At 71.3% G+C, this 17241-nt stretch carries 15 protein-coding genes; 3 read left to right on the top strand and 12 right to left on the bottom strand.

What is annotated here, in order from left to right; all coding sequences use genetic code 11:
- Nucleotides 1-63 precede the first annotated feature (63 nt).
- The 8 genes from QMC84_RS00295 to uvrA all read right to left on the bottom strand — a co-directional run bounded on the left by QMC84_RS00295 (nt 64) and on the right by uvrA (nt 10990).
- Nucleotides 64-1263 carry a phosphoglycerate kinase gene (locus tag QMC84_RS00295; RefSeq protein WP_300370309.1) on the bottom strand — a complete coding sequence of 400 codons (1200 nt, stop codon included), beginning with the start codon at nt 1261-1263 and terminating at the stop codon, nt 64-66.
- 2 nt (nt 1264-1265) lie between these two features.
- Nucleotides 1266-2261, bottom strand: a complete 996-nt coding sequence (gap, locus tag QMC84_RS00290; RefSeq protein WP_300370306.1) for a type I glyceraldehyde-3-phosphate dehydrogenase — start codon at nt 2259-2261, stop codon at nt 1266-1268.
- Between the two features lie 167 nt (nt 2262-2428).
- Entirely contained in the window at nt 2429-3415 is a 987-nt protein-coding gene (whiA, locus tag QMC84_RS00285) for a DNA-binding protein WhiA (protein ID WP_300370303.1), read from the bottom strand.
- 22 nt (nt 3416-3437) lie between these two features.
- Nucleotides 3438-4433 carry a uridine diphosphate-N-acetylglucosamine-binding protein YvcK gene (gene yvcK / locus QMC84_RS00280; RefSeq protein ID WP_300370301.1) on the bottom strand — a complete coding sequence of 332 codons (996 nt, stop codon included), beginning with the start codon at nt 4431-4433 and terminating at the stop codon, nt 3438-3440.
- Between the two features lie 7 nt (nt 4434-4440).
- Nucleotides 4441-5370 carry an RNase adapter RapZ gene (gene rapZ, locus QMC84_RS00275; protein ID WP_300370298.1) on the bottom strand — a complete coding sequence of 310 codons (930 nt, stop codon included), beginning with the start codon at nt 5368-5370 and terminating at the stop codon, nt 4441-4443.
- 4 nt (nt 5371-5374) lie between these two features.
- On the bottom strand, nt 5375-7375 hold the full coding sequence (gene uvrC / locus QMC84_RS00270; RefSeq protein WP_300370293.1) for an excinuclease ABC subunit UvrC: 2001 nt from the start codon (nt 7373-7375) through the stop codon (nt 5375-5377).
- A 44-nt stretch (nt 7376-7419) separates the two neighbouring features.
- Nucleotides 7420-7836, bottom strand: a complete 417-nt coding sequence (locus QMC84_RS00265) for a Rieske (2Fe-2S) protein (RefSeq protein WP_300370290.1) — start codon at nt 7834-7836, stop codon at nt 7420-7422.
- A 94-nt stretch (nt 7837-7930) separates the two neighbouring features.
- Nucleotides 7931-10990 carry an excinuclease ABC subunit UvrA gene (gene uvrA / locus QMC84_RS00260; protein WP_300370287.1) on the bottom strand — a complete coding sequence of 1020 codons (3060 nt, stop codon included), beginning with the start codon at nt 10988-10990 and terminating at the stop codon, nt 7931-7933.
- A gap of 142 nt (nt 10991-11132) precedes the next feature.
- Between uvrA and QMC84_RS00255 the strand changes: the two genes are divergently transcribed.
- A complete protein-coding gene (locus QMC84_RS00255) occupies nt 11133-11861 on the top strand; it encodes a maleylpyruvate isomerase family mycothiol-dependent enzyme (protein WP_300370284.1) in 729 nt (242 codons plus the stop codon).
- Nucleotides 11861-12547 (top strand): MBL fold metallo-hydrolase, encoded by a 687-nt coding sequence (locus QMC84_RS00250; protein WP_300370282.1) that lies wholly within the window; start codon nt 11861-11863, stop codon nt 12545-12547. The genes QMC84_RS00255 and QMC84_RS00250 overlap by 1 nt, the downstream gene beginning before the upstream one ends.
- Nucleotides 12548-12577: 30 nt before the next feature.
- Here the strand turns inward: QMC84_RS00250 and QMC84_RS00245 are convergent, their stop codons facing one another.
- From QMC84_RS00245 to QMC84_RS00230, 4 genes are all read right to left on the bottom strand, one after another.
- A complete protein-coding gene (locus QMC84_RS00245) occupies nt 12578-13183 on the bottom strand; it encodes a hypothetical protein (RefSeq protein ID WP_300370279.1) in 606 nt (201 codons plus the stop codon).
- A gap of 166 nt (nt 13184-13349) precedes the next feature.
- The gene (locus tag QMC84_RS00240; protein WP_300370276.1) at nt 13350-14453 is read right to left on the bottom strand and encodes a 2Fe-2S iron-sulfur cluster-binding protein; all 1104 of its coding nucleotides are present in this window, start codon (nt 14451-14453) and stop codon (nt 13350-13352) included.
- Between the two features lie 4 nt (nt 14454-14457).
- On the bottom strand, nt 14458-14760 hold the full coding sequence (locus QMC84_RS00235) for a hypothetical protein (protein WP_300370273.1): 303 nt from the start codon (nt 14758-14760) through the stop codon (nt 14458-14460).
- Complete coding sequence (locus QMC84_RS00230) at nt 14760-15941, bottom strand: Rieske 2Fe-2S domain-containing protein (protein WP_300370270.1); 1182 nt, start codon at nt 15939-15941, stop codon at nt 14760-14762. Before QMC84_RS00230 ends, QMC84_RS00235 begins: the two co-directional genes overlap by 1 nt.
- A 112-nt stretch (nt 15942-16053) precedes the next feature.
- Between QMC84_RS00230 and QMC84_RS00225 the strand changes: the two genes are divergently transcribed.
- Nucleotides 16054-17241, top strand: coding sequence for an acyl-CoA dehydrogenase family protein (locus QMC84_RS00225; protein WP_300370267.1), 1188 nt, complete (start codon nt 16054-16056; stop codon nt 17239-17241).

Raw genomic sequence — 17241 nt, 5'->3', positions numbered from 1 at the left:
CCTCGGCGTGTAGTGGGAGCTGGGTGGCCCCAGCGGGGTGGGCGCGGGGTGGACCCCCGCGGGTCAGTCCTCCAGGACCTTGATGCCGGGCAGCTCCTTGCCCTCGAGGAACTCCAGGCTGGCGCCGCCACCCGTGGAGATGTGCCCGAAGGCCGCCTGGTCGAAGCCGAGCTTGCGGACCGCGGCGGCGGAGTCGCCACCGCCCACCACGGACAGGCCATCGACCCGGGTGAGTGCCTCCGCGACGGCCCGGGTGCCGCCGGCGAACGCGTCGGTCTCGAAGACGCCCATCGGGCCGTTCCAGAAGACCGTCCGGGCGTCGGCGAGCGCCGCGGCGAACGCCGCCGCCGAATCGGGACCGATGTCGAGGCCGAGTGCGTCCGCGGGGATCTCCGAGGCCGGTACGACGCGCGGCTCCGGGCTGCGGTCCCCCGAGGGGAACTCGGTGTCCACGACGATGTCGGTCGGCAGCAGGATCTCGACCCCGGCCTGCTCCGCGCGCTCCAGGTAGGAGCGGCAGGTGTCGAGCTGGTCCTCCTCGAGGAGGCTCCTGCCGACCTCGTGCCCCTGCGCCTTGAGGAACGTGAACACCATGCCGCCGCCGATCAGCAGCTTGTCGGCCTTGTCGAGCAGGTTGTCGATGACGCCCAGCTTGTCGGAGACCTTGGAGCCCCCGAGCACGACGACGTAGGGCCGCTCGGGAGCCACGGTGAGCCGACGCAGGACCTCGGTCTCCTTGGCGACCAGCGCGCCCATGGCGTGCGGGAGCCGCTGGGCGACGTCGTAGACCGACGCCTGCTTGCGGTGCACGACACCGAACCCGTCGGAGACGAACGCGTCGGCGAGCGCGGCGAGCTGGTCCGCGAAGGCACCACGCTCGGCCTCGTCCTTGCTCGTCTCGCCGGCGTTGAAGCGGACGTTCTCCAGCACGGCGACCTGCCCGTCCTGGAGCGCTGCGACAGTCGCCTGCGCGCTCTCGCCCACCGTGTCCGCGGCGAAGGCCACGTCCTGGCCGAGCAGCTCGCCCAACCGGGTGACGACCGGCCGCAGGGAGTACCGCTCCTCGGGCGCCCCCTTGGGGCGCCCGAGGTGGGCGGTCACGATCACCCGGGCGCCGGCGTCGGCCAGCGCCTTGATGGTCGGCACACTCGCACGGATCCGGCCGTCGTCGGTGATGGTCGTCCCGTCGAGCGGGACGTTGAGGTCGGAGCGGACCAGCACCCGCCTGCCCGCGACCTCACCGAGTCCGTCGTAGGCGGCCACGGTCAGAGGGTGGCGCCGACGTAGTCGACCAGGTCGACCAGGCGGTTGGAGTAGCCCCACTCGTTGTCGTACCAGCCGACGACCTTGACCTGGTTGCCGATGACCTTGGTCAGCGGCGCGTCGAAGATGCAGGACGCCGGGTCGGTGGTGATGTCGCTGGAGACGATCGGGTCCTCGTTGTAGCGCAGGATCTTGCCGTCGGCCGCAGCCTTGACGACGGCGTTGACCTCCTCGACGGTCGTCTCGCGGCCGGCCTCGAAGGTGAGGTCGGTGGCCGAGCCCGTCGGCACGGGGACGCGGAGGGCGTAGCCGTCGAGCTTGCCCTTGAGCTCGGGCAGGACCAGGCCGATCGCCTTGGCCGCGCCAGTGGAGGTCGGCACGATGTTGGTCGCTGCGGCGCGCGCCCGGCGCAGGTCGCGGTGCGGGCCGTCGAGCAGGTTCTGGTCACCGGTGTACGCGTGGATGGTGGTCATCAGGCCCTTGACGATGCCGAACTCGTCGTTGAGCGCCTTCGCCATCGGCGCGAGGCAGTTGGTGGTGCAGGACGCGTTCGAGATGATCGTGTGCGCCGCGGGGTCGTAGTCGCCCTCGTTGACGCCCATCACGATCGTGACGTCCTCGTTCTTCGCGGGTGCGGAGACGATGACCTTCTTCGCGCCGCCGTCGATGTGGGCCTTCGCCTTGGTCGCGTCGGTGAACAGGCCGGTCGACTCGATCACGATGTCGACGCCCAGGTCGCCCCACGGCAGCGCGCTCGGGTCGCGCTCCTCGAAGACCCGGAAGGTGTGGCCCGCGGCGCTGATCTCGGTGTCGGTGGAGGTGACGTCGCCCTCGAGGCGACCGAGGATCGAGTCGTACTTCAGCAGCGTCGCCAGAGTCTTGTTGTCCGTCAGGTCGTTGACGGCCACGATCTCGATGTCGGCGCCGGAGGCCACGACGGCCCGGAAGAAGTTGCGGCCGATCCGGCCGAACCCGTTGATACCTACTCGAACGGTCACTGCGGAGCTCCTCTGTCGCGGTAGCTGGGGCCGCCGGGGTGTCCGACTGCCCGTCTTCTCGACCCTATCGCCCGGGCCGCCGGGTCCAATCTCTCGTCTTGGGGTACGTCCAGGTAACGAGCGAAGGTCCTGCGGCCTCGGGACCTTAGGTATTGCTAGAGCCTAAGTTACCCCTCGTCGGCAAGCATCTCCGGGGTGAGCGAGGCCTCGGTGTCGGGGATCCCGAGCTCCTCCGCGCGCTTGTCGGCCATCGCCAGCAGCCGCCGGATCCGGCCGGCGATGGCGTCCTTGGTGAGCACCGGGTCGTGCAGCTGGCCGAGCTCCTCCAACGAGGCCTGCTTGTGCTCGAGGCGCAGCTCACCGGCCATCCGGAGATGGTCGGGGACGTCCTCGCCCAGGATCTCCATCGCCCGGTCGACGCGGGCACCCGCGGCCACGGCCGCGCGGGCGGAGCGGCGCAGGTTGGCATCGTCGAAGTTGGCCAGCCGGTTCGCGGTGGCCCGGACCTCGCGCCGCATCCGGCGCTCCTCCCACGCCATCAGCGACTCGTGGGCGCCGAGCCGGGTGAGCAGCTGGCCGATCGCGTCACCGTCGCGGATCACGACCCGGTCGACCCCACGGACCTCGCGCGCCTTCGCGTGGATGCCGAGCCGGCGCGCGACGCCGACGAGCGCGAGCGCCGCCTCCGGCCCGGGGCAGGTCACCTCGAGCGCCGAGGACCGGCCCGGCTCGGTCAGCGACCCGTGCGCGAGGAAGGCCCCGCGCCAGGCAGCCACCGCGTCGCAGCCGCCGCCGGAGACGACCGCCGGGGGCAGCCCGCGCACCGGTCGGCCGCGCTGGTCCAGCAGGCCGGTCTGCCGCGCGAGCGCCTCGCCGTCCTTGACGACCCGCACGATGTAGCGGCTGCCCTTGCGGATCCCGTTGCCCTGCACCATGACCACGTCGGACTGGTGGCCGTAGACCTCAGCGATGTTGGTGCGCAGTCGACGAGCGGCCGCGCCGGTGTCGAACTCCGCCTCGACCACGATCCGGCCGCTGACGATGTGCAGACCGCCCGCGAACCGCAACATGGAGGCCACCTCGGCCTTGCGGCAGCACGTCTTCGTGACCTGGGTGCTGGCCAGCTCCGCCTTCACCTGTGCCGTCATCGCCATGCCGCCGATCCTTTCACGCCCGTCAACGACCGGTGGGGGTGCGGTCGAGGTCTCCGGCACCGAGGATCCGGGCGTACGACGTCGCCAGCTTCGCGGGGTCGTGCCGCGCGGTGCCGTCGTCGCAGGCGACGTCGGCCACGACCAGCTGGGCCCCGGTCGCGTCCACGACCTCACGCAGGTCGTGAAGACCGTCGCGGACGCTCCGCTCGTCGGCGAGCACGGTGTCGATCCGCAGGTCCGGCGCGTGCTCGGCGAGCACCGCGAGATGATCGGCGGCCGCGAACCCCGGTGTCTCCCCCGCCTGCTCGGCGAGGTTCAGCGTCACCACGACCCGGGCGTCACTGGAGACGATCGCGTCGTGCAGGGCAGGGACCATCAGGTGTGGGATCACCGAGGTGAACCACGAGCCGGGGCCGAGCACCAGCCAGTCGGCGGCGTACACCGCGGCGAGCGCCTCGGGGCACGGCTCGGGATCCGGCGGGTCGAGCGCGATCGCGGCGATCACGCCCTCGGTGGTGGCGATCTCGACCTGGCCGCGGACGGTCGTGAGGCCGCCGCGGTCGCCGGCCAGTCCGCGGACCTCCGCGGTGATGTCCAGCGGGGTGAGCGCCATCGGCAGTACCCGCCCGGAGGTGCCCAGGAGGCGCCCGACCCAGTCCAGGGCCGCGACCGGGTCGCCGAGCTGCTCCCAGAGACCGACGATCAGGAGGTTGCCAATCACGTGACCGCGCATGTCTCCCTGACCGGAGAAGCGGTGCTGGAGCACGCGGGCCCAGGTGTCGCCCCACTGGTTGGCGCCGCACAGCGCCGCGAGCGCCATCCGGAGGTCGCCGGGCGGCAGCACCCCGAACTCCGAGCGGAGCCGGCCGGAGGAGCCGCCGTTGTCGGCGACGGTGACCACCGCAGTGAGGTCGTCGACCACCAGCTCGTCGACGAGGACCCGGAGGGCCTGGAGCGAGGCGGCCAGGCCGTGGCCACCGCCGAACGCGACCACCGCCTGCGCGCGGTCCAGCCTCATCGGGTCATCACTCACGCCCGAGGTCGCGGTGCGTGGCCCGGACCTCGTAGCCGGCCTCGCCGAGGCGGCGGGAGATCTCCTCGGTCATCGCGACGCTGCGGTGCTTGCCGCCGGTGCAGCCGATCGCGATCGTCATGAACCGCTTGCCCTCCCGCAAGTACCCGCTCGCGACGCCCTCGAGCACGGGCACGTAGGCGTCGAGGAACTCCGCGGCGCCTGGCTGCGCCATCACGTAGTCGGCGACGGCGGCGTCCCGCCCGGTGCGGGGACGCAGCTCGGGGATCCAGTGCGGGTTGGGCAGGAAGCGCATGTCGGCCACGAAGTCGGCGTCGACGGGGATGCCGTACTTGAACCCGAAGCTGATGACGGTGACCTTGAGACGGACGGTGTCCGGCGTGCCGAACGCCTCAGCGATCCGGTCGGTGAGCTGATGGACGTTCAGTGCGGTCGTGTCGATCACCAGGTCCGCGTCGCTGCGCAGGTCGGCGAGCACCGTGCGCTCGCGGGTCAGGCCGTCGATCAGCCGGCCGCCGCCCTGGAGCGGGTGCGGCCGCCGGGCGGCCTCCTGGCGGCGGACGAGGACGTCGTCGCCCGCCTCGAGGAAGACCAGCGTCGCGTGCCGGCCGGTCGCGCCCTGGGCGAGGTTGGCCTGCAGGGTCTGGAAGAAGGAGCCGGAGCGCACGTCGACGACGACGGCGATCGGCTGTGCGGTGCCGCGAGTGTCGTCGACGAGGCGGACCACGTCGCGCAGCAGGTTCGGCGGCAGGTTGTCCACGACGTAGTAGCCGAGGTCCTCGAGCTCCTTGGCAGCGGTGCTCCGACCGGCTCCGGTCATGCCGGTCACGACGACCAGCTCGCCGGGGCTGCCGTCGGGGACCGGGGTCGAGCCCTCGCTCGACCCGTCGCTCGACCTGTCGCTCGACGTGTTGCTGGGCACGGCCTCAGCCCTCCTCGATCTCGCCGGTGGCGGTGTTGACGCTGACGATCGCAGGTCCAGTCTCGCGGCGGGCCCGGGCGACCGCATCCTTGATGGCATCGGCCGTGCGCGGTCCGATGCCCGGGACCAGGGCGATCTCCTCGACGCTGGCCTCACGCAGCCGCTTGAGCGAGCCGAAGTGCTTGAGCAGGGTCTTGCGCCGCACCTCGCCCAGGCCCGGCACGTCGTCGAGCAGGCTCTCCACCATCGACTTCGAGCGCCGGGAGCGGTGGTGGGTGATCGCGAAGCGGTGCGCCTCGTCGCGGATCCGCTGCAGCAGGTAGAGCCCCTCGCTGGAGCGGGGCAGGATCACCGGGTCCTCCTGTCCCGGGAGCCACACCTCCTCCAACCGCTTGGCCAGCCCGCACACGGGGATGTCGACGATCCCGAGCTCACTCAGCGCCCGCTGCGCCGCGGCCACCTGGGGCGGCCCGCCGTCGACGACCACGAGCCCGGGCGCGTAGGCGAACTTGCGCGGCCGGCCGGTCTCCGGGTCCACGAGCATCGGGCCGCTCTCGGTGACCACGGACTCGCTCGCTCCCTGCTCGTCCAGCAGCCGTCGGAACCGGCGCGTGATCACCTCGTCCATCGAGGCGACGTCGTTCTGGCCGTCCACGCCACGGATCACGAAGCGGCGGTACTCGCTCTTGCGCGCGAGCCCGTCCTCGAAGACGACCATCGACGCGACCACCTCGGTACCCTGGAGGTTGGACACGTCATAGCACTCGATCCGCAGCGGGACCTCGTCCAGGCCGAGGGCGTCCTGGATCTCCTCCAGCGCCCGGTTGCGGGTGGTGAGGTCGCTCGCCCGCTTGGTCTTGTGCAGCGCCAGCGCCTGGCTCGCGTTCTGGGCGACCGTCTCCTGGAGGTTCCTCTTGTCGCCGCGCTGCGGCACCCGGATCGCCACCTTCGACCCGCGCAGGTCGCTGAGGAGGGACTCGTACGTCGCGACGTCGGGCGGCAGCGCCGGGACCAGGATCTCGCGCGGGATCTCGTCGCGGCCGGCGCCGGCGTACAGCTGGAGCAGGAAGTCGTCGACCAGCTCGGCGGTGCCGCCCTCGTCCACTCGATCGGCCACCCAGCCGCGCTGGCCGCGGATCCGCCCGCCCCGCACGTAGAAGATCTGCACGGCGACCTCGAGCGGGTCCTCCGCGAGCGCGATGACGTCCGCGTCGGTGCCCTCGCCGAGGACCACGGCCTGCTTCTCCAGCGCCTTGTTGAGGGCCCCGAGGTCATCGCGCAGCCGCGCCGCCTTCTCGAAGTCGAGCGCGTCCGAGGCGGCGTACATCTCCCGCTCGACCCGCTTCACGAATGCCGTCGTGTGGCCCGCCATGAAGTCACAGAAGTCGTCGACGATCGCCCGGTGCTCCTCGGCGGTCACGTTGCCGACGCACGGCGCGGCGCACTTGTCGATGTAGCCCAGCAGGCACGGCCGGCCGATCTGGGCCGACCGCTTGAAGACGCCGTTGCTGCACGAGCGCATCGGGAACACCCGCAGCAGCAGGTCGACGGTCTCCCGGATCGCCCACGCGTGGCTGTACGGCCCGAAGTATCGGGTGCCCTTGCGCTTGGCGCCGCGGCCGACCATGACGCGCGGGAACTCCTCGCCCACGGTGACCGCGAGCCATGGATACGACTTGTCGTCGCGGTACTTCACGTTGAACCGCGGGTCGAACTCCTTGATCCAGGAGTACTCCAGCTGGAGGGCCTCGACCTCCGTCTTCACGACCGTCCACTCGACGCTGGCCGCGGTCGTCACCATCGTGGCGGTGCGCGGGTGCAGGTGGGCGACGTCCTGGAAGTACGACGAGAGCCGCGCGCGCAGGTTCTTCGCCTTGCCGACGTAGACCACCCGGCCGCCGGCGTCGCGGAACCGGTAGACCCCCGGCTGGGTCGGGATCGAGCCGGGCTCGGGCCGGTAGGACAGCGGGCCTCGGCTGGAGCGGGACGGTCGAGCAGGAGGCACACCGCAACCCTACGGGTCGGCACGGACGGCTCGGCCCGGATCGGTCAGGCCGTGGTGACCTGCCCGTGCTCCACCGTCACCGGCACGCTCGGCAACGGCTTGGTCGCCGGTCCATTGGACACCGAGCCGTCCTCGATCGAGAACCTGCTGCCGTGGCAGGTGCAGTTGATCGTGCCGGCGCGGACCGAGGTCACCGGGCAGCCCTGGTGGGTGCAGATCGAGGAGAACCCGCGGAACTCCCCCGCCGAGGGCTGGGTCACAACGACCTTCTGGTCGGCGTAGATCCTCCCGCCGCCGACCGGCACGTCCGAGGCGGGGCCGAGCTCCTCCCCGGAGCCCACGGTGGGACCGCCGCTCGGGCTCGCGCCCGTGCCCCCGCCGCAGGCGGCGAGCAGGGGTACGCCGACCCCCACCGCGGCTGCCCCGGTCAGTGTCTGACGTCGGCTGATGCCCCTGCTCACGTGGTCGTCCTCTCGACGGGCGGTAGTTGAATCCTCACGGTACAAACGCGGACCAACGCCGACCGGTTCACCGGCCGGCCCCCGTGTCCCGACCTCAGCCGGCCTTGCGGACCCCCGCACCCTTCGCGGTGGCCTTCTTGGCGCTCGCCTTCTTCGCGGTGGCCTTCTTCGCGCTCGCCTTCTTGGCTGTGGCCCTCTTCGCGGTGCTGCTCGCTGCCGCGGCCGGCTTCCGGGTGCCCTCGACCGGTGCCGGGCGACGCACCGGCTGCCGGGCGTGGCGACCTTCGAGCAGCGGCGCGAGGAACTGCCCGGTGAAGCTGGCCGGGTCGGCGGCGACCGCCTCGGGCGTGCCCTCCGCCACGACCATGCCGCCGCGGGAGCCTCCCTCGGGTCCCATGTCGACGATCCAGTCGGCGGTCTTGATCACGTCGAGGTTGTGCTCGATCACCAGCACGGTGTTGCCCTGGTCGGCCAGCCGGCCCAGCACCAGCAGGAGCTTGCGGATGTCCTCGAAGTGCAGGCCGGTCGTGGGCTCGTCGAGCACGTAGACGGTGCGCCCCGTGGAGCGCTTCTGCAGCTCCGAGGAGAGCTTGACCCGCTGCGCCTCGCCGCCCGACAGCGTGGTCGCCGGCTGACCGAGCCGCACATAACCGAGGCCCACCTCGACCAGGGTCTTCATGTGCCGCGCGATCGCAGGGACCGCGGCGAAGAACTCCGCAGCCTCCTCGATCGGCATGTCGAGGACCTCGGCGATCGTCTTGCCCTTGTAGTGGACCTCGAGCGTCTCGCGGTTGTAGCGGGCGCCGTGGCAGACCTCACAGGGGACGTAGACGTCGGGCAGGAAGTTCATCTCGATCTTGATGGTGCCGTCTCCGGCGCACGCCTCACAGCGCCCGCCCTTGACGTTGAACGAGAACCGACCCTGGAGGTAGCCGCGCATCTTCGCCTCGGGTGTCGAGGCGAACAGCTTGCGGATGTGATCGAAGACCCCGGTGTACGTCGCCGGGTTGGACCGCGGGGTGCGGCCGATCGGCGACTGGTCGACGTGGATCACCTTGTCGACGTGCTCGAGGCCCGAGATCCGCTGGTGTCGGCCCGGCACCGTCCGGGCGTTGTAGATCTGCTTGGCCAGCGAGGTGTAGAGGATGTCGTTGACCAGCGTGGACTTCCCGGAGCCGGAGACCCCGGTCACCGCCACGAACAGCCCGAGCGGGAACGAGACGTCGATGTCGCGCAGGTTGTGCTCGCGGGCCCCGTGCACCGTCAGCTCGCGGCCCTGGGTGCGCGGCCGGCGCACCTCCGGCACCGGGATCTCGCGCCGGCCGGAGAGGTACTGGCCGGTCATCGAGTCGGGGTGGCTCAGCAGCCCCTCGACGGAGCCGCTGTGGACGACCTGACCGCCGTGCTCACCGGCCCCCGGGCCGATGTCCACGACCCAGTCGGCGACCCGGATCGTGTCCTCGTCGTGTTCGACGACGATCAGTGTGTTGCCGAGCTCCTTGAGCCGCACCAGGGTCTCGATCAGCCGGTGGTTGTCGCGTTGGTGCAGCCCGATCGACGGCTCGTCGAGCACGTAGAGCACTCCGACCAGGCCCGCACCGATCTGGGTGGCGAGCCGGATCCGCTGGGCCTCGCCGCCCGACAGCGAGCCGGACGGCCGATCCAGGGAGAGGTAGTCGAGCCCGACGTCGAGCAGGAAGTTGAGCCGCTCCTGGATCTCCTTCAGCACCTGCTCGCCGATCTGGCGCTCGCGGGCGGAAAGGTCGAGGTGCCGCAAGTAGTCGGCGGCCTCGTTGATCGGCAGCGCGCACACCTCGGCGATGTTCTTGGCGCCGCTCTCGCGGCTGCCGCCCAGGGTCACCGCCATCGACACCGGCTTGAGGCGGCTGCCGAGGCAGGCCGGGCACGGCACCTCGCGCATGAAGCCCTCGAACCGCTCGCGGCTGGTGTCCGACTCGGCCTCGCGGTGGCGGCGCTCGATGTAGCTGCGCACGCCCTCGAACTCGGCGTAGTACGCGCGCTGCCGGCCGTAGCGGTTGCGGGTGACGACGTGGACCTTGGTGGCGTGCCCGTCCAGGATCGACCGCTGCGCCTTCGTCGAGAGGTCCTCCCAGGGCGTGTTCAGGTCGAACCCGAGCTCCTCGCCGAGGGCACCCATCAGGCGCAGGAAGTAGTCCGCCACGTGGGCCTGGCTCCAGGGCTGGATCGCGCCCTCGCCCAGCGTCGCCCGCGAGTCGGGGACCACCAGCTCCGGGTCGACCTCCATCCGGGTCCCGAGCCCGTGGCACTGCGGGCAGGCGCCGAACGGGGAGTTGAAGGAGAACGAGCGCGGCTCGAGCTCATCGGTGTCGATCGGGTGCTCGTTGGGGCACGACATCTTCTCGCTGAACCGCAGCTCGCGGTGCGGGTCCTTCGCGCCCCCCTCCAACAGCGGAGTGTCCACGAAGTCGAGGACCACCAGCCCGCCGGCCAGCTGCAGCGCGGTCTCGACCGAGTCCGTCAGCCGCCGCTTGGCGGACTCCTTCACGGCGAGCCGGTCGACGACCACCTCGATGGTGTGCTTCTTCTGCTTGTCCAGCTGGGGCGGGTCGTCGAGCGGGTGGTTCTCGCCGTTGACCCGGACCCGCGAGAAGCCCTGGGTCTGGAGCTGCTTGAAGAGCTCGACGTACTCGCCCTTGCGCCCACGGATCACCGGCGCGAGGACCTGGAAGCGTCGGCCCTCCTCGAGCGTCAGCACCCGGTCGACGATCTGCTGCGGGGTCTGCCGCTCGATCGCCGCACCGCAGGTCGGGCAGTGCGGCCGGCCGGCCCGCGCGTAGAGCAGGCGGAGGTAGTCGTAGACCTCGGTGATCGTGCCGACGGTGGAGCGGGGGTTCTTCGAGGTGGACTTCTGGTCGATCGAGACCGCCGGCGAGAGGCCCTCGATGAAGTCGACGTCGGGCTTGTCCATCTGGCCGAGGAACTGGCGGGCGTACGCCGAGAGCGACTCGACGTAGCGGCGCTGGCCCTCCGCGAAGATCGTGTCGAACGCCAGCGAGGACTTGCCGGACCCGGAGAGTCCCGTGAAGACGATGAGCGAGTCTCGGGGCAGGTCGATCGAGACGTCCTTGAGGTTGTGCTCCCGGGCTCCCCGGATGATGAGCTGGTCCGCCACTGCGTTGTCCCCTGGTCCCCTCGTCTTCGAACAGGTGTTCGTCATCGTAGTCCTGCCGGCCAGTCATAACGAACCCCGGCGCGCGGCTGTTCCCCACGATCTCACGGCCCACCGACAGCCGGGCCTCGGGCAGGATGGGCGCATGGCCGACGCCCGCACCAGCCCGGAACCAGCCACCTTCGCCGAGGTGCTGCTCCCCGAGGCGACCCGCAGCCTGATCCGCACCACCGACGGGCTCGAGGAGTCCGAGTACGCCGCCGCCAGCTCGCTGCCCGGCTGGACCCGCGCCCACGTGCTGGCCCACCTCGCGCTCAACGCCGAGGGCCTGGCCGGCGCGCTCGCGGGCATCGTGAAGGGCCGCCGGGTGCCGATGTACGCGTCGCCGGAGGCGCGCGACGCCGACATCGAGGAGCTCGCCGGCAAGGCGCCCGCGGCGATCCGGACCCGGCTGCTCGGCGCCTGCACCGACCTGGCCGACGCCATCACGGCCGTCCCGGACGACGCGTGGGACACCAGGATCGAGCGGACCCCCGGCGGGCCGAGCTTCCCCGCCTCGGCCGTGCCCGGGATGCGGCTGCGCGAGGTGGAGATCCACCACGTCGACCTGGCCGCGGGCTACGACCGGTCCGGCTGGTCCCCGGAGCTCACGATCCACGTCCTCGACACCGCCGAGACGCGCGGCCGGGGCGGCGCCGCCTTCGCCGTCCACGCCACCGACCTGGGCCGCTCGTGGGCCTTCGGCGACCCGGCGGGCGGCGGGCCGACGGCGTCCGGCGCCGCCGCGGACCTGGCCTGGTGGCTCACCGGCCGAGGGTCGGGCGAGGGCCTGGCGTGCGACGGCGGCGAGCTGCCGCGGATCGAGGAGTGGTGATGGCCGAGAACTCGCCGCAGTACACCGGGGCGGTGCGGCCCGGCGGCCCGGCGGCCGTGCGCGAGCTGACCCACCTGACGATCACGAAGGTCTCGGTCGACGAGCAGATGTCGAACAACTGCTACCTGCTGCGGTGCCGGGAGACCGGGGCGCAGCTGCTCGTCGACGCGGCCGCCGAGCCCGGCACCCTGCTCCCCCTCGTCGGGGACGCCGGGCTGACAGCCGTCGTGACGACCCACCAGCACTGGGACCACCATCGCGCGCTGGCCGACGTCGTCGCGGCCACCCACGCGGCGGTCATCGTCGGGGCGCCCGACGCCGCCGCCGTCACCGAGCAGACCGGTGTCCCGGTGACCCGGACCGTCGCCCAGGGCGACACCGTCGCCGTCGGCGCGTGCACCCTCGAGGTGATCGCCCTGGCGGGGCACACCCCCGGCTCCGTCGCGCTGCTGTACGACGACCCCGACGGCCACCCGCACCTGTTCACCGGCGACTCCCTGTTCCCGGGCGGGGTCGGCAACACCTTCGGTGACGAGGCGGCCTTCGCGCAGCTCGTCGACGACGTCGAGTCGAAGATCTTCCATCGGCTCCCCGACGAGACCTGGTTCTATCCCGGCCACGGCGACGACTCCACCATCGGCGCCGAGCGACCGCACCTCGGCGAGTGGCGCTCGCGCGGCTGGTGAGTCCGGGCGCCCGTCCTGAGCGCCGGCTGCTCAGAACGCGACGTGCGGCCAGTCCCCGAAGCCGCTCAGGTCGTCCGGCACCGTGCCGGTCCACTGTTCGCCCGGTCGGTCGGTCTGTCGGTCGACCGTCCGGTCCGTGGCCCAGTCGGCGAGCCCGGTCGGGAACGTGAGCTCGTCGAACGTGGGGATCGAGTCGAGGTCGACGAGCTCCGCGAGCGGCATGCCGGCCGGCAGGTCGTCGGTGCTGAGGCCCGCGAAGATCCGCAGCGACTCCCACCGCGGGAGCGTCCCGGCGTCGAGGTGGTCGAGCATCGTGTCCTCGGCGAGACCGGCGTCCATGACGAGCACGAGCCGGTCCGCGCCGTGGACGGTCGCCCAGCGCCACATCGTGCGGGCGCACACGTGCCGGGCCCGGGCCCGGCGCAGCACCCGCTCCACGGTGCGTGGGGCCTGACCGCCCTCGACCAGCAGGCGCTCGACGTCGAGCAGGTTCACGCGCCCGGGATGGCGACGCAGCTGGCGGCGCCGCCGGGCCAGGTCGCGCCGGCGGTCCCGGGGCGCCGCCGGGCGGGCGGTGGCGGCGGCGAGGAGCAACCCGAGGCAGGTCAGGCAGAACAGGCTCGGTCCGAGCGACATGGCGCATCCCTCATTTCCGGACTCCGGGCGGCGGAGATCGTGGTTGTGAGGGCAACTCACGGCCCCGGGCCGGCGTTACGGTGCGGCGCCACATGCGCACCCGCGGGCTAGACCACACCCGTCGGGCGCAGCCTCCGTCACGCTCGGACCACGCAGCCGGGGCAGGTCAGTGGTAGGTGACCTTGACGACGTCGGTCACCGGCACCGCCTGGCACCCGAGCCGGATGCCGTCGGCGATGTCGTCGGCGTCGAGGACGTCGTTGTGGAGCATCTTCACCTCGCCCTCGACGAGGCGTACGGCGCACGCCGAGCACTCCCCCTCGCGGCACGAGTACGGCGCCTTGATGCCCTTCGACTCCAGGTGCTCGAGCAGCTTGGTACCGGGCGCCCAGTCGTCGAACGCGTACTGCTCGCCGTCGAGCTCGACCTCGAGCCGCACCGGGCCCTGCGGCTGCCCCGTGTCGGCGCCGGCGGCACCGCCGAGGTCGTCGGGGTCGGTCTCGGCGTCCTCGATCTCCTGCTGCGCGGTCTCCTGGTCGAGCAGGTCGCCGAACGGGTTGCCGCCCAGCGAGATGAACTTCTCCTGGTGCCGGCGCTCGCGCGGGAACTCCAGCTCCTTGAGCGCGCCGACGACGAGCTTCATGAACGGGGCGGGACCGCACACGAAGGCGTCGTAGGAGAGGTATCCCCCGGCGAAGGCCTTCACCTGCTCCTGGCCGGGCAGGCCCTGCACGGACTCCAGCCAGTGCAGCACGACCAGCCGGTCGGGGTGCTCTGCGGAGAGCCGCGTGAGCTCCTCGGCGAAGATCACCGACCGCTCGTCGCGGTTGGCGTACAGGAGCACGATCCGTCCGGTCCCCTGCCCCAGCGCGGCTCGGGTGATCGACATGATCGGGGTGATCCCGCTGCCGGCGGCGAACAGCAGCAGGTCTGCGCTCAACGAGGCCGGCGTGAAGATGCCGCTGGGCGGCAGCGCCCGGACGGTGTCGCCCTCGCGCACGTTGTCGCAGATCCAGTTCGATGCGAAGCCGTCGGCGGTGCGCTTGACGGTGATCGTCAGCGGCCCGCCGCCGACCGGGCTGCTGGACAGCGAGTAGCACCGGGCCGCGACGCCGGTCTGATCGCTCGGGACGGCGAGGGTGAGGAACTGCCCGGGCTTGTACGCGAACCGCTCCTCGGCGCCGGCGGGCACCTCGAAGGAGATGGAGTGCGCGTCCGCGGTCTCCTCGACCACGTCCACGACCTTCAGCTCGAACGACTCTTCGGTCATCGGCTCAGTAACCGTCCTCGGCTCCGATGGGGATCCGGCCCTCGCGCGCGGCCGCATCGATGCTGGCCGCGAGCCGCGGGCAACCGGCGTGCACCGGCCGCCCGCCGGGCTGGGTCGCCATTCTCGCGAACTCCTGGCAGTGCCCGAGAGCCTGGTCCGACCACTGGATGGAGGTGTGGTGCTCGCTGTTCTTCTTCACCCCGACGGTCGCGAGGCAGTCCAGGCAGGCCACCTCGACCAGCCGGGCCCGGGTGTAGAGCCGCTGGTCCTCCAGCGTGGCCGGGCTGGAGGGGACGAAGGACGCCATCAGGTGCCCGTCATGATCGGCGGGGTGGCGTCGGCGTCCTGCGCCTCCGCGTCCTCGGCGCTCTTCCGGGCGAGGTTCTCCTCCACCTCGGCGCGCCAGTGCTCGTTGGCCTTGGTGGTGTCGACCTCGAACTCGAACCGCTCGGTCATCTCCGAGGTGACGTCCTCCCGGTCGACGTAGAACTGCTCGTACCACCGGCGCAGCTGGTAGACCGGACCGTCCTCCTCGCACAGCAGCGGGTTCTGCACCGGCGCCTTGCTGAGCCAGATCGCGACGTCCTGCTCGAAGCCCTCCTTGAACGTCTCGGAGTAGCGCTTGCCGATGTACTCGGCGGTGGCGTCGTCCACGCCCTCGGGCTTCTTGACGCACAGGCCGTACTGCAGCTTGAAGGAGTTCTGCGAGGTCGGCACGTGGCAGTTAATCAGGATGACCTCGGTCTCGAAGCCCTTGTAGTCGACGTTGATCCAGTTGATCATGTACGACGGCCCGTAGTACGAGGCCTCCGACTTCAGCATCAGCCCCTCGTCGCCGTACCCGGCACCGCCCACGTCCGGACGGCCGGTCGACTCCATGAACTGGGTCGCGACGTGTCCCTCGAACACGTTGCGGAAGCTGGTCGGGAACGCGAAGTGGATGTAGAAGAAGTGCGCCATGTCCACGACGTTGTCGATGATCTCGCGGCAGTGCGCGTTGGGGACGTCGAGGACCTCCCAGGTCCAGTCGGTGTACTCGTCGGTGCCGACGCCGGGCAGCTCCGGCGGGAGCACGTCCAGGTCGGGTTCGGAGCCCTCCACGTCGTGCCAGACCAGCACCTGGCCGTTGCGGACCACGACCGGGTAGCGCTCGGTGCGCGCCCGCAGCGGCACCCGGCGGGCGTACGGGATCGCCTTGCACTTGCCGTCCCCACCCCAGCGCCAGTCGTGGAAGGGGCACGCGACCTCGTCGCCCTTGATCGTGCCCTGGGTGAGGTCACCGCCCATGTGCCGGCAATAGCCGTCCAGGGCGTTGATCTCGCCCCGGGTGTCCTGCCACACCACCAGCTTGCCGCCGAACGCCTCCACGCCGTGCGGCTTGCCGTCGGCGAAGGCCGACGCGAGGCCCAGGCAGTGCCAGCCGCGAGCGAACCGCTCCGGCGGGGTGCCGCGGTCGAGAGCTCGGGCGCTGGACGGGGTGGGGCTCATGGCGTGCCTCCAGACAGGTGGACCAAAACGAGAACAGGTTATAGTTTTTAGGTCGCGGTTGCCAGCAGCACCCACCTTCCCACCGCCAGCTGTCCCTACGGGAGTCCCCGCCATGCACATCGCCCTCACACCCGAGCAGGAGCGGCTCCGCGAGGAGCTTCGCGAGTACTTCGCCGCCCTCGTCACCCCCGAGGTCAAGGCCGGCCTCGCGTCGGCGACCGGCGAGTTCGGGGAGGCGGGCGTCTACAAGGACGTCATCCGCACCCTCGGCGCCGACGGCTGGCTCGGCATCGGCTGGCCGACGGAGTACGGCGGGCAGGCGCGCTCGATGATCGAGCAGCTGATCTTCACCGACGCCGCCGCCGTCGCCGGGGTGCCGATCCCGTACCTGACGCTCAACACGGTCGGGCCGACGATCATGCGCTACGGCACCGCCGAGCAGAAGGAGTACTTCCTGCCCCGGATCCTGGCCGGCGACCTGCACTTCTCGATCGGCTACTCCGAGCCCGGCTCCGGCACCGACCTCGCCTCGCTCAAGACCAAGGCGGTCCGCGAGGGCGACGAGTGGGTGATCAACGGGCAGAAGATGTGGACCTCGCTGATCCAGTACGCCGACTGGATCTGGCTGGCCTGCCGCACCGACCCGGACCTGCCCCGGCACAAGGGCCTCTCGATGATCATGGTGCCCGCGGACGCGCCGGGGTTCTCCTACACCCCGGTCCACACCGTCGCGGGCGTGAGCACGAGCGCGACGTACTACGAGGACGTCCGCGTCCCCTACGCCAACCTGGTCGGCGAGCTGAACGGCGGCTGGTCGCTGATGACGAACCAGCTCAACCACGAGCGCGTCGCGCTCACCTCGTCCGCACCGCTCACCCAGTCGATCGACCTGGTCCGCAGGTGGGCGCAGGAGACGAAGAACCCCGACGGCCAGCGAGTCATCGACGTCGAGTGGGTGCAGATCGCTCTCGGCCGCGCGCACGCGCGCACCGAGGCCCTCTCCCTGATCAACTGGAAGCTCGCGGCCGACGCCGACGCGGGCATCGACCTCTCCCCCGCCGAGGCCTCGGCGACCAAGATCTACGGTTCGGAGCTGGCCACCGAGGTCTACCGGTCGTTGATGGAGATCGTCGGCCCGAACGCCGGGGTCACCGGCGACTCCGACGGCGCCGTGCTGGCGGGTCGGCTCGAGCGCTACTACCGCTCGGCGCTGGTGATGACCTTCGGCGGCGGCACCAACGAGATCCAGCGCGACATCATCGGCTACGTCGGGCTCGGACTGCCCGCAGCGAAGAGGTAG

It is taken from the genome of Nocardioides sp., assembly GCF_030019515.1.
In the GTDB taxonomy this organism is placed as follows: Bacteria; Actinomycetota; Actinomycetes; order Propionibacteriales; family Nocardioidaceae; genus Nocardioides.
The sequence above is the reverse complement of the archived record's forward strand: the minus strand, read 5'-3'. Positions and strand labels throughout refer to the sequence as shown.

Coding starts and splice junctions, on each gene's coding strand:
- whiA (WP_300370303.1), bottom strand. CDS start 3,415: ATGGCGATGACGGCACAGGTGAAGGCGGAGCTGGCCAGCACCCAGGTC.
- yvcK (WP_300370301.1), bottom strand. CDS start 4,433: ATGAGGCTGGACCGCGCGCAGGCGGTGGTCGCGTTCGGCGGTGGCCAC.
- QMC84_RS00255 (WP_300370284.1), top strand. CDS start 11,133: ATGGCCGACGCCCGCACCAGCCCGGAACCAGCCACCTTCGCCGAGGTG.
- QMC84_RS00250 (WP_300370282.1), top strand. CDS start 11,861: ATGGCCGAGAACTCGCCGCAGTACACCGGGGCGGTGCGGCCCGGCGGC.
- QMC84_RS00245 (WP_300370279.1), bottom strand. CDS start 13,183: ATGTCGCTCGGACCGAGCCTGTTCTGCCTGACCTGCCTCGGGTTGCTC.
- QMC84_RS00240 (WP_300370276.1), bottom strand. CDS start 14,453: ATGACCGAAGAGTCGTTCGAGCTGAAGGTCGTGGACGTGGTCGAGGAG.
- QMC84_RS00235 (WP_300370273.1), bottom strand. CDS start 14,760: ATGGCGTCCTTCGTCCCCTCCAGCCCGGCCACGCTGGAGGACCAGCGG.
- QMC84_RS00230 (WP_300370270.1), bottom strand. CDS start 15,941: ATGAGCCCCACCCCGTCCAGCGCCCGAGCTCTCGACCGCGGCACCCCG.
- QMC84_RS00225 (WP_300370267.1), top strand. CDS start 16,054: ATGCACATCGCCCTCACACCCGAGCAGGAGCGGCTCCGCGAGGAGCTT.